12 protein-coding genes are annotated in these 11,404 nt (G+C 46.3%); 9 read left to right on the plus strand and 3 right to left on the minus strand.

All coding sequences use genetic code 11. The features are described from left to right. Window positions 1-67: 67 nt before the first annotated feature. The 3 genes from J2Z65_RS12430 to J2Z65_RS12440 are packed head-to-tail and all read left to right on the plus strand — an operon-like array spanning window position 68 to window position 3,558. Complete coding sequence (locus J2Z65_RS12430; protein WP_167058819.1) at window positions 68-1,267, plus strand: oligogalacturonate lyase family protein; 1,200 nt, start codon at window positions 68-70, stop codon at window positions 1,265-1,267. Further along, a complete protein-coding gene (locus tag J2Z65_RS12435; RefSeq protein ID WP_167058816.1) occupies window positions 1,264-2,847 on the plus strand; it encodes a sulfatase family protein in 1,584 nt (527 codons plus the stop codon). Before J2Z65_RS12430 ends, J2Z65_RS12435 begins: the two co-directional genes overlap by 4 nt. A 3-nt stretch (window positions 2,848-2,850) precedes the next feature. After that, window positions 2,851-3,558 carry a DUF1961 family protein gene (locus J2Z65_RS12440; RefSeq protein WP_167058813.1) on the plus strand — a complete coding sequence of 236 codons (708 nt, stop codon included), beginning with the start codon at window positions 2,851-2,853 and terminating at the stop codon, window positions 3,556-3,558. 110 nt (window positions 3,559-3,668) lie between these two features. On the opposite strand, the gene J2Z65_RS12445 is transcribed toward J2Z65_RS12440, so the two are convergent. Then, a complete protein-coding gene (locus tag J2Z65_RS12445) occupies window positions 3,669-4,592 on the minus strand; it encodes a hypothetical protein (protein WP_167058810.1) in 924 nt (307 codons plus the stop codon). Window positions 4,593-4,866: 274 nt separating this feature from the next. Between J2Z65_RS12445 and J2Z65_RS12450 the strand changes: the two genes are divergently transcribed. From J2Z65_RS12450 to J2Z65_RS12465, 4 genes are all read left to right on the plus strand, one after another. Then, the gene (locus tag J2Z65_RS12450; protein WP_167058807.1) at window positions 4,867-6,324 is read left to right on the plus strand and encodes an arylsulfatase; all 1,458 of its coding nucleotides are present in this window, start codon (window positions 4,867-4,869) and stop codon (window positions 6,322-6,324) included. A gap of 191 nt (window positions 6,325-6,515) precedes the next feature. Further along, on the plus strand, window positions 6,516-7,055 hold the full coding sequence (locus J2Z65_RS35680) for an RsfA family transcriptional regulator (RefSeq protein WP_167058804.1): 540 nt from the start codon (window positions 6,516-6,518) through the stop codon (window positions 7,053-7,055). A 646-nt stretch (window positions 7,056-7,701) separates the two neighbouring features. Further along, window positions 7,702-8,184, plus strand: coding sequence for a DUF2975 domain-containing protein (locus tag J2Z65_RS12460; RefSeq protein ID WP_167058801.1), 483 nt, complete (start codon window positions 7,702-7,704; stop codon window positions 8,182-8,184). Window positions 8,185-8,194: 10 nt separating this feature from the next. Beyond that, window positions 8,195-8,416 carry a helix-turn-helix domain-containing protein gene (locus J2Z65_RS12465; RefSeq protein ID WP_167058798.1) on the plus strand — a complete coding sequence of 74 codons (222 nt, stop codon included), beginning with the start codon at window positions 8,195-8,197 and terminating at the stop codon, window positions 8,414-8,416. 246 nt (window positions 8,417-8,662) lie between these two features. On the opposite strand, the gene J2Z65_RS12470 is transcribed toward J2Z65_RS12465, so the two are convergent. Both J2Z65_RS12470 and J2Z65_RS12475 read right to left on the minus strand, forming a co-directional pair. Then, window positions 8,663-9,727, minus strand: a complete 1,065-nt coding sequence (locus tag J2Z65_RS12470; RefSeq protein WP_167058795.1) for an LLM class flavin-dependent oxidoreductase — start codon at window positions 9,725-9,727, stop codon at window positions 8,663-8,665. A 152-nt stretch (window positions 9,728-9,879) separates the two neighbouring features. Further along, a complete protein-coding gene (locus J2Z65_RS12475; RefSeq protein WP_167058792.1) occupies window positions 9,880-10,317 on the minus strand; it encodes a NucA/NucB deoxyribonuclease domain-containing protein in 438 nt (145 codons plus the stop codon). A 225-nt stretch (window positions 10,318-10,542) separates the two neighbouring features. Between J2Z65_RS12475 and J2Z65_RS12480 the strand changes: the two genes are divergently transcribed. Continuing rightward, window positions 10,543-10,872: a metalloregulator ArsR/SmtB family transcription factor gene (locus tag J2Z65_RS12480; protein ID WP_167058789.1), complete on the plus strand. Its 330-nt coding sequence runs from the start codon at window positions 10,543-10,545 to the stop codon at window positions 10,870-10,872. Beyond that, window positions 10,869-11,291 carry an SRPBCC family protein gene (locus J2Z65_RS12485; protein WP_167058785.1) on the plus strand — a complete coding sequence of 141 codons (423 nt, stop codon included), beginning with the start codon at window positions 10,869-10,871 and terminating at the stop codon, window positions 11,289-11,291. The genes J2Z65_RS12480 and J2Z65_RS12485 overlap by 4 nt, the downstream gene beginning before the upstream one ends. Window positions 11,292-11,404 lie beyond the last annotated feature (113 nt).

Below are 11,404 nucleotides of genomic sequence, written 5' to 3' on the forward strand. Positions count from 1 at the left end.
ACTGGACTTTTTCTCTAAAGGGTTCCGGCTGTCTTTTAAAAACGTTATGACTAAAGGAGAGGTTACGATGACAATGATAAAATCCAGAGGCGGTAAAGGAACGGTTTGGCCTTCGGAACGGCGTACTTATACAGATTTGATCACGGGCGTAACAGTAACGCAGCTAACAAATCACTGCTCGCACAGTCACCATATCTATTTTACGAATAACGGCTTCTATGGAGATGGGAAGCTGCTCTTTGGATCGGACCGCGAGAATGTTACCAATCTATACAGCATGGATTTGCACAATGGCACAATGACGCAACTAACGGATTTGGAACGCGGCCGTGAATCCCGGATTCAAGGGACTTTTCTTCATCCAGACGGACATGAGGCTTATTTCTACTATGACAATGCCATTAGGGCAATCAATCTGGAAACAATGGAAGAAAGAATTCTATATACGATTCCACAAGGGTATAAATTCGGCAGCTTGAGCTGCACAGCAGATGGGCAATGGTTATGCTTTGGCCTGAATACGGATTTAACGCAAAGTATTGCAATAGATACGAAGAACGGTTACTTGGGGTTTGAGGAGTATTTCCGTGCAAAGCCGCACTGTATGATTATGGCGGTATCGCCTGAGAACGGAAAGGTGAAAAAGCTTCATGAAGATCAGCTGTGGATCGGCCACGTCAATACGTCGCCAACGCAAGCGCATCTGTTAACTTTTTGTCATGAAGGGCCATGGGAACAGATTGACCATCGGATCTGGGTGTTGGATATCGAAACGGGACGTCATTGGAAGGTAAAAGATAAGAAGGCCAATGAATATGTCGGTCACGAATATTGGATGTCAGACGGTCTACACATCGGCTACCACGGTTTTACGAACTCTCTTGAAGATCATACTGGGAAAATTATCGGGTCTGTCCTTTTTGATAATAGTCAAGTCCAGCAGTACGAATTTCCTTTTCAAAATATGCATGTTCATTCTAATGATCTTTCGCTTGTCATCGGTGACGGTCAGCAAACGAGCGCTTATCATGGGCAGCAATATCAAGACACGCTGCAGGTATGGCGGAACGACGGAACTGGGTTCCAAGGTCCGCGTATATTGTGTAAGCACCGGGGAAGTTTCCATACGCAAAATCTTCACGTGCATCCAAGACTAAGCCCGGACGGTAAGCAGGTGTTGTTTACTAGCGATATGTCGGGATACGGTAACTTGTATATGGTCGATATGCCGGAATTCGAGTCTTTACCCGAGATGCCAGTTAAATGAAGTCACAACCGAATCTGCTTCTCATCTTTACGGATCAGCAGCGATGGGATACGTTAGGGGTTTATGGAAATAAAATCATTCAAACGCCCCATTTGGATCGTTTGGGGCGGGAAGGGGCCGTATTCGAGAACGCGATTACTCCGTATCCGCTTTGTGCGCCTGCCAGAGCCTGTACCATAACGGGGTTTGCTGCGGGAAAGACGAATGTGTTCAATAACGAATCGGCCTCTGCGATTGCAGCCGATGAATCGATTGCAGCTTATTTGTCCAAAGCCGGGTATCACACTCAGGCGATCGGGAAGATGCATTTTACACCGGATGAGCAAACGTATGGCATGGATCATCTTATTTTATCGGAAGAAATGAGAGGCGTACGTACAGCTGAAAGTTTAGAGGATATCCGGTTTGATGATTATGACCGCTACCTGATGGAGCATGATGCCTGGGGGTGGGAGAAGCCTCCGGAGATTGGGTATAACGAACTTAAGCCGCTTGTGAACGGCCTGCCCAAAGAGCTTCATATCACACAATGGTGCGGGGATCGAACGGTAAAATGGCTGCAAACGGAAAGACCCTCTAACCAACCATTTTTCTTATGGACATCGTTCGTTAAACCACACGCTCCGTTCGATTGTCCTTCGCATTTGACGGATTTGTATGCGCCGGAAGATATGCCGCTGCCTTGGGTGTCCGATAAAGATGGAACGTCGAAAAACCCTTATCTGGAAACGCATCGTCAGGCAATGGAAGCCGATCTGTACTCGCAGCAAGCTGTTCTTACCAACAGGGCCTATTACTATGCCAATATTACTTTTATTGATGAACAAATAGGCCGGATTATGCAAACGTTGGAGGAAGAGGGGCTGGCTGACAATACGCTCGTTATTTTCACGTCAGATCACGGGGAACTGCTTGGCGACCATCGGCTCTGGTATAAAAATTTAGGGCATGAAGGCAGTTTGCACATCCCGATGTTAGCATGGTGGCCTGGCGTCATCAAACCGGGTACCCGCTGTGAAGAATTGACGACCCTGCTTGATATTTTTCCTACTCTTGTCAATCGGACAACGGAGAAACGCGAGCATGACGGCAGATCCGGTAAGGATCTATTGGAACTGCTCACGGATCCCGCATCGGTTCCTCGAGATGTCGTCTGTTCCGAATTCTATGTGGCACCCAACTATATGCTCCATGTCCGCAGTAAAGAGTGGAAATACCTCTTCTATCAGAACGGAGGCTACGAAGAGTTGTATAATCTTCTGAGCGATCCACATGAACTTGTTGATCTGGCGGATCATGCTGACTTTCAACATGTTAAAGAAGAGCTGCAAAAAGCAGCCGTTCGTTGGGTCATTCACTATGGAAATCCGGAAATTGCTCTGGATGAAACAGGTTGCAAGTTGAAAGTGATGCAATTTCAGCCTCAAAAAGCTAAGATTAACCCAAGACCGTTTTCGCGAATGCCCTGGGATTCCAGAGTGCCGCCTTCGCTGCTCCCTGCAGAGCAGCGCTCGTGGTTTTGGAAGGAAATGGGCGGGGATTGGAGCCATCTTATTCGCTTATTTAGAGGAGGCAAGTAGTTTATGGTTTGGAATGAAATATTTTCACTAGAGGAGCTTATTTATCATAATCCTTTGGCGGAAGAAAATGACGTGCGTGACTTTAAGATGGAAGGACAGGCTGCTGCCAGCTTCCCGCGAAATCGAATGAGGCTGGAAAATAAACTTGATCCCAGTCTTGGGCAAGCATCGAATTTCGTTTATTGGTGTCCGGTGGAATTTCCGGATAACATTGCGATCACATGGGATTTTTGGCCGATTTATGAGCCAGGGCTTTGTATCTTGTTTTTTGCCGCTAGAGGGATTCATGGTGAGGATTTGTTTGACAGCCGGCTTTCCGCAAGAACTGGCATGTATGATCAATATCACCATGGAGATATCAATGCTTTCCATGTCTCATACTTCAGACGTAAGTATGAAGAGGAGCGGAGCTTTCACACCTGCAATCTGCGCAAAAGTTATGGCTTTCATTTGGTCTCGCAAGGCGGAGATCCAATCCCTTCCGTTGTCGATGCCAGGGGCCCATATCGAATGAAATTATTGAAATGGGGAAATGAAATCTTATTCGCCATTAATGAAATGACCGTATTTCATTGGATCGATGATGGCAAAACGTTCGGGAAACTCCTCGGCGGCGGGAAAATCGGCTTTCGCCAGATGGCTCCGCTAATAGCTGAGTATGCCAATTTAAAGGTATATGCGATTTCAAAAATAAAAGGTAAGAATTCGTGAGTTTCGACTGGAAAAAGCATGCTTGTCAATGAAGGTATTCATTGATCGAGCGTGCTTTTTTTGCGACGAACATGCAAAGGGGGAATTAACGGGGAGAAAAGTGTAAAAGCTTAACCCGGGGGCAGCATGTGATAAATGAAATCCACGCCGCCTCTAGTTTTATGGAACGAGATGCCGCCACTAAAGCTGTCCGAAAATCTCCAGCCTGTGCCGCCGACTCTTTTTCTGAGTTCTCTGATGACCTCAGTAGGAACATTGGTCGCTCCGGTCGTAGAACCTGGCCGAGCCGATCCCCACCAAGCTCCCCGGTTCGTTCGGGTCCCATCCCAAGCCCCATATTGCGAGTTCATATCAGAGAAAACTGCGTCGCATTCTGTACTCCATGCTTTTTTATCACTCGTTTTTTCTTTCTCCCTTTCTTGCTCTTTCACTTTCTTCGCATCACTTTCATTTGAAAGGCTAGTGAAAGTTTCCCAGTACTCCGAGCCACCGCCCGACCATGCTGAAGTTTCCGTCCATTCGGTAAAGTTATCCCAGAGAAGCATCGGATTATCTGAATCTCTCATTTGTATAAACAAATTTGTCAGTTTCTTGAAGCATTGGTCAAGATTCTCCCGATTGTCCGAGCTCATTTCTTTCGATCTCTGGAGATCCGTAATCTTTTGGCGCTGCGACTCGATCAAGTCCAATAATGGCTGAACCTGTACCTCTGTCACTGGCTTAGGCAAGCTTTTCTCGCGCTGAATAGAAGCCGTAGTACGTTGTACGACCCGTTGTACGACCGTTTTTGAATCCATGCGGGAGGCAAACAGCTTCGCAGTAGCATGATTCCCGATCGTTTTTTGCAATTGCATGATTTGAGAGGCAGAAGGCGAAATGCTCGGACCGCCGAATGCACTTTGCCGCTGCACGGCTCCGGCCGACGGGGGCTGCTGAAAAGAGGGAGACTGGCGGGTAGGGTTTGATTTTGGCGCCGATCCGTTTTCCTCATCCTTGCGGGACTGTGCGGTTACCTGCGATTTTATGGTAATCACCTTCCAATAATTTTAAGGAAGACATATCCTTCCAGTAGTTAGTTCCATCATATCAGAAGATTGCTAGACAGACTCGATAAATTTTTTGAGAAGAGGCGATTGGGAACGGGCATAATGCTGAATGGGCTTGCACATGAATCGCAGATCTTGAACTAGCTACGTTTGCTAATTGGTGCGGTAAAAACGCTTTCAGATTTTGTGCTTGATTAAATTAACCTAAATAATGGATTATGGTAATAGGCACGAATGATACGATAACAAGGAGACCTATGACATGACGAAACCGAATGTACTCTTGATCATGACAGACCAACAGCGATGGGATACGTTAGGATGTTACGGTAATATGGCTATTGAAACGCCGAATCTGGATTGGTTGGCGTCAATGGGAACTGTTTTCCGTGCGGCCTACACGCCTAGTCCATCCTGTGTACCTGCGCGAGCCAGCTTGATATCGGGGATGGATCCATGGAACACCGGTATCCTTGGAATGGGCGGTGGACAGGGGAACATGGGCGTCGGATTCTCGCATACATTGCCCGGGGAACTGGCTCAAGCGGGATATCACACGCAAGGTGTCGGGAAAATGCACTTTTACCCGCAAAGGGCATTGAACGGGTTTCATCGAACCGTTTTGGATGAGTCCGGGAGAGTTTACGACCCGGGCTTTGTCTCTGATTATAAGCAATGGTTTGATCGCAATAAAACAGGTGACTATGACATTACCGACCACGGTATCGACTGGAATTCTTGGATGGCACGGCCGTATCACGCGCCTGAGTTTCTGCATCCGTCTGTATGGACGGTTAACGAGTCTATCAAATTTTTGAAAGAGCGGGATCCGAGCAAACCCTTTTTCATGAAAACTTCATTCGCGAGACCGCATTCTCCCTACGATCCGCCTTCTTACTATTTTGACATGTATATGAAGAAAGAACTGCCAGAGCCTTGCGTAGGCGATTGGGCCGCGGTACACGACGTTCCGGAAGATGCGGCTGCCCCTCATGCTTGGCGCGGAGTTCGCAGCCGCGAAGAAATTATGCGGGCCAGGGCAGGTTATTACGGATCAATCAATTTTATCGATCATCAAATTGGCAGACTGCTCATTTACTTGCAAAACAACAGGCTGCTAGATCAAACGCTTATTATATTTACTTCTGATCATGGAGATATGCTGGGAGACCACAATTTATGGAGGAAGACGTACGCGTACGAAGGATCTGCACATATCCCGCTGATCGTTCGACTGCCGAAATCATGCGGTAAACCAATCGCCGAAGTGGCGGAGCCTGTCACCTTGCAGGATATAATGCCGACGATTCTGGAAGCGACTGGAGTGAGTATTCCCGAAACAGTGGATGGCCGAAGTCTGCTTGGTTTAATGCGCGGAGAATCGAACGAGTGGCGCGAATATGTCCATGGCGAACATTCTACCTGCTACTCGGAAGTACAGGAGATGCAGTATTTGACAGATGGGAAAATGAAATATATTTGGCTTCCACGCGCCGAGGAAGAACAGTTGTTCCATTTGGGAAGTGATCCGTACGAGTGCATAGATTTAGCGCGGATGCCTGAGCACCGGGAGGAGCTGCTGAAGTGGAGAGCGCGGATGGTGAAGGTGCTTGAGCAGCGAAACGCTGGATTGACGGAGGGGGAACAGCTCGTTTCACTATCAGGCAAGCCGTTTCTTGTGTCGCCAAAATATGAGGAACGGATCCGGGGAACGTTATAAAATAGCCTATTGGAAATAAAGTAAATATGCGAAAAGAGCTGTGTTATAGCAGCTCTTTTTTGATTTCATTTTTTGATAGAATCTGAAAGTAGCCTACTTGTAAGAAATGTGGGTCTTTTGTGCATTAACTTTGAATAAAATTAATATTACAGGTAACAATCTCTAATAACATAGTAAAGAGGGTGACTAGAATGAAAGATAAGAGACGAGAAGATGCTTGGGCAGAGAATCACGATTTAACATTAGCCCAAACCGTTATTAGCCACATCCAAAATGGAAGTACACAACTTGCAGCATTCGAAGAATCTGCTTCTAGACTGAATCGCACCGCGGCTGCTTGTGGGTTTCGATGGAATAAAGAACTGCGAAGTCAATACGAAGCTGAGATTAATGATGCTAAATTGCATAGGATGAAACAAAGAAAACCAAAAAGAGAAGGTTTTGCAGCAATCTCTACTGTATCAAGGGTCGATGATGAAAATACACCGCCTAAATATGATGAAGCATTTAGACAAATCATCAAAATTGCGAAGGATCAAGCTCAAAAGTTTGAGCAGTTAATACAGGAGAATTCTAGGCTCAGGGTTGAAATCAATGAATTGAAAAATCAAAAAAATAGCAACTTGGATGGAATCAAAACCAATGAAGATATTGCAACAGAGGACCTTCAAACTTTTCTCAAAATTATGAACAGAGCGAGAAACTTATCTTCTTTAAATTTGAACCTATAGGTCTTCCTTACATGTGCTAGTTCAATGCTGCATTCATAGGAACTCAAAAAAGGCAATCGACCAGATAGGTCGGTTGCCTTTATATGTGTTTGGGGTAAGCGAAGCTTATCCCTTATTTATTTCTATGTTTATAGGGACACCACAGGACGCTATTTTGCCAAAACCATCTCTTTGCGTGAGGGAGTGGGAACTAGGGTCCGCTATTTCGCCATTTTGACCAAGATTTAGAAGAAAAAGGTTAAATAAGTGCCTGCAGTTCCCTTCTAAACCCCGAAATCCTGCTTTTCGCTTAAATAAAGGAATGGAGTTCCCTCAGTAAGGGCGGAGCATCTATCGTTTCACCTCTTAGCCAACCCTCCGATTGAAACCAACGTAATTAAACTGCCTTTTCACATCATTCCCGACGTAGATGGGGTAAGCATACTTTTTCGCTAAGCTTTTCGTTCAAAAAGAAAATCTACCCAATGCATTTCAGAAGTTATCATTTCCCAGGAAATTTCGAACCGTGTAACATGGCTTGTTTGTCTATATGATAGAGATATTTGTAAAACAATAATAATATAGTTATAATCGTTAATTATATATTGTAAAACGATAAAAAACGGTTTAAAATCGAATTAAGACTAAATATGTGAGGTGTTTTTTTATGAAACGAGGAACAACACTCTTTTTAAAGATAGCTGTTATTCTTATTGGCATCCCAGTTCTTGCTTTGTGCCTATTTTTGGTGCCTGAGATAGGGAAATTTGCGGCCAAATTGTATCCGGATATTGCTTATATCAAATATCTTGTTTTCATTGACTTATATGCAACGGCGATCCCTTTCTATTTTGCTTTGTATCAAGCTTTTAAACTGTTAAGATATATTGACAAGAATCAAGCTTTCTCGGAATTATCTGTACGAGCATTAAAAAGTATAACATACTGTGCAATTACAATCAGTTGCCTATATGTGGTGGGCATGCCACTTTTTTATCTCATTGCGGAGAAAGACGATGCGCCAGGAATTATCGTTATCGGACTGGTCTTGATTTTTGCCTCCATGGTGATTGCCGTTTTTGCCGCTGTTCTTCAAAGGCTTTTAAAAGAGGCTATTGATATAAAATCAGAAAATGACTTAATAGTCTGAGGTGAATGACATGGCGATTATCATTAATATAGATGTGATGTTGGCTAAAAGGAAAATGAGTGTAACTGAACTTTCGGAGAGGGTTGGAATCACCATGGCTAACCTTTCTATATTAAAAAATGGCAAGGCAAAGGCAATTAGGTTTTCAACTTTAGAAGCAATTTGCAAAGCATTGGAATGCCAACCTGGAGATATTTTAGAATACAAAAGTGATGAGAACGCGCAAGGTTGAATGACATGATATAAAGTTTGGTATGAACGGAGAACGAAGTGGAGGGGGGTGCTTAAGCGGCAGCTCCTTTTTTTTATTCAGAGGGATACAGATGCAGTTCGCCGTTAGGGTGAAAAAAATGCCCGAGCCAAGGTTTTGTACCTTGGCTCGGGCAAATTGCAGCGTGATGACCCGCATTGCCGGCAGGCCCCAACACACTACGAACACTTCATGAATGTCGATGCAAATCGGCATTCTAAGCCAAACTCACCCCTGCGCGGCCCCGCGAGCAAGTTCCTTGCGGACGATCGGAGCGACCTTAGTGCCGAGCAGTTCGATGGTGCGCAGCAATTCACGGTGTGGCAACGTGCTGACGTCCACGTGGAGGAGGAAGCGCGTTAGGCCCAGGTTCTTGCGCAGCAGCACGATCTTCTCCGCGACATACTCGGGATCTCCGACGTAGAGCGCTCCGCGAAGGCTGCGGGCGGCGTCGAACGAGTCGCGGGTGTATGGCGGCCAGCCGCGCTCGCGACCAATGGTGTTCATCTGGGCTGCCGTCGATGGGTAGAACAAATCGGCAGCCTTCTCGGTCGTATCCGAGATGAAGCCGTGCGAATGCGTAGCGATCTGCAGCTTGCTTACGTCGTGCCCGGCCTTCGCGGCCGCTTCTTTGTAGAGGTTGACTAGAGGAGCGAACCTCTCAGGCATGCCGCCGATGATTGCAAAGACGACCGGCAATCCCAGCATCCCGGCACGAATGGCGGAATCCGGATTACCGCCGGTTCCGATCCATACAGGCAACGGCTCTTGGACGGATCGCGGATAGACGCCAAGGTTGTCGATGGCGGGGCGATGGCCGCCGCGCCAGCTTACTTTCTCCGATTCACGGATCGCGAGCAGGAGCTCCAGCTTCTCATCGAATAGACTGTCGTAGTGATTCAAGTCGTATCCGAACAACGGGAAAGATTCGATAAACGAGCCGCGGCCCGCCATAATTTCCGCCCGTCCGTTGGAAAGGCCGTCCAAGGTGGAGAAAGCTTGGTACACTCGGACCGGATCGTCCGATGACAACACGGTCACCGCGCTTGAGAGCCGGATTCGTTTGGTCGTGGAAGCGGCAGCGGCGAGAATAACGGCTGGTGCCGAGCTTGCGTAATCCGCGCGATGATGTTCGCCGATCGCATAGACGTCCAGACCGACTTGCTCGGCCAGATTAATCTCCTCTACCGCTTGTCGGAGCCGTTCGGCGTGCGTGACGCCGCCGGCTCGCGGAGCAGCCTCGAGGAATGTGCTTATTCCTATTTCAATTGAAGAAGTCGTAAGATCGGACATAATGATTCTCTCCCTTCTAGATGTCTTCATTATACTATATAATTTAATGTAACTCAACAAAAGTAAGTTAATGAAATGCAGCCACTCGACAGCTGCAGTGTTGGTAAATCAAGCCATCGTCTCAGCTTTCCGGTGAAAATTACACGCAAAGTTTATTTCACGATGATCTCGACTCTGGTTCCATCAGGGTATTTTTCCAGTTGGTGGGAGATCCATGACCCAGCGCCGCGGTTATCAGATGGCGTGACGTACATAATATCAGCACCGGAGCCACCCTCTGCGCACATGGCCATTGGCCACTCATCGCGGTCATAGCCCTTCTTGGTTGGGACACCTTTAAGTGATAAATCTCGGTTATGGTCTGCCTGAGCCCTATCGATCGTACAAATAGGTGATTCTCCGTGCTCAATTGCGGACTTAATGTGAATTCCTGTTTCCGGATAACGATCCTTTGGGAATACGAGTGTTACAATGGAGTCGTTTTGAACGGATGTTTTGCTCTCGAAAATTCCCGATTGAATCGAAAATACGGTTGCGGCAACCAGTAACACTAAAATGAATAGCCATAACGATTTCTTAATTGATTTCATCCTCCAGTTCTGCGCAAGTCATGGATACTATTATAAAAAAGTTTATCTTAGATGTCTTCTTATTCCCCAGGGGAATAATATCAACTGTTGATACACATAGCTAACTGACAAATTTATTTGGCGTTTAAAAATGCGTTGACACGACACCGAAAGGTGTCTTATTATTGAATTGTCACCAAATGGTGTCCAATCAAGTAATCAGCCTAATACTTAGGAGAGGGTGTTGTGAGCGAAAACAACCAGTTGCGGGATGTGTTTGACGCGATTGCAGATCCAACTAGGCGCCAACTGATTCGTCTTTTAGCAGAGGCAGAGGATCTACCGCTTCATGAATTAACGGCACAGTTTCAAATGGGCCGTACAGCGGTATCCAAGCATTTGACAATCCTTAAAGAAGCCGGACTGGTACTTGACCGAAAAGTAGGCAGAGAAACGCGATACAGGCTAAACGCCTCCCCGCTCAGAGAAATTCAAGATTGGGTGGCTTTTTACGGCAAGTTTTGGAGGGCGAATATGTTGCGCTTGAACCAACTATTAAAGGAGGAAGAAGAATGAGTTTAACATTATCTTTGGATTTTCAGTACACGACATCGATCGAGAAGCTTTGGTCCGCCTTAACGGATTCCAACAAGCTTGCCAAGTGGGTGGTCAACATCCACAACGGTCAGGCGATGGAAAATGACTTTAAGCCCGTCGTTGGACACCAATTTCAGTTCCGCACGCAGCCGACCGAATGGTGGGATGGCGTTATTGACGGTGAAGTGCTTATCGTGGATGCACCGAACCGGGTGTCCTATTCTTGGGCCAGTGGAGGGGAAAAGCACACGGTTACCTGGACGCTGCAGGATTTAGGGGATGGAAAGGTTAACCTTCATCTCGAACAAATCGGATTCTCCAATGTTCAAGGACTCGAAGGCGCTAAGTATGGCTGGAGCAAATGGTGCGGCGAACTTGAAAAGGTGTTGGAACAATAAACACCCTAAAACATCACCTTCCTAAGTGCTAAATATGGGTACGATATTTGAACACGGCTTAACCCGAATCAACATAAACCGGCTGCAAACTACATGCAGCCGGTTTATATTGA

This window comes from Paenibacillus aceris (assembly GCF_017874035.1).
Classification (GTDB): Bacteria; Bacillota; Bacilli; order Paenibacillales; family NBRC-103111; genus Paenibacillus_E; species Paenibacillus_E aceris.

Coding starts and splice junctions, on each gene's coding strand:
- J2Z65_RS12465 (WP_167058798.1), top strand. CDS start 8,195: ATGGCGATTATCATTAATATAGATGTGATGTTGGCTAAAAGGAAAATG.
- J2Z65_RS12475 (WP_167058792.1), bottom strand. CDS start 10,317: ATGAAATCAATTAAGAAATCGTTATGGCTATTCATTTTAGTGTTACTG.
- J2Z65_RS12430 (WP_167058819.1), top strand. CDS start 68: ATGACAATGATAAAATCCAGAGGCGGTAAAGGAACGGTTTGGCCTTCG.
- J2Z65_RS12440 (WP_167058813.1), top strand. CDS start 2,851: ATGGTTTGGAATGAAATATTTTCACTAGAGGAGCTTATTTATCATAAT.
- J2Z65_RS12460 (WP_167058801.1), top strand. CDS start 7,702: ATGAAACGAGGAACAACACTCTTTTTAAAGATAGCTGTTATTCTTATT.
- J2Z65_RS12470 (WP_167058795.1), bottom strand. CDS start 9,727: ATGTCCGATCTTACGACTTCTTCAATTGAAATAGGAATAAGCACATTC.
- J2Z65_RS12450 (WP_167058807.1), top strand. CDS start 4,867: ATGACGAAACCGAATGTACTCTTGATCATGACAGACCAACAGCGATGG.
- J2Z65_RS35680 (WP_167058804.1), top strand. CDS start 6,516: ATGAAAGATAAGAGACGAGAAGATGCTTGGGCAGAGAATCACGATTTA.
- J2Z65_RS12485 (WP_167058785.1), top strand. CDS start 10,869: ATGAGTTTAACATTATCTTTGGATTTTCAGTACACGACATCGATCGAG.
- J2Z65_RS12435 (WP_167058816.1), top strand. CDS start 1,264: ATGAAGTCACAACCGAATCTGCTTCTCATCTTTACGGATCAGCAGCGA.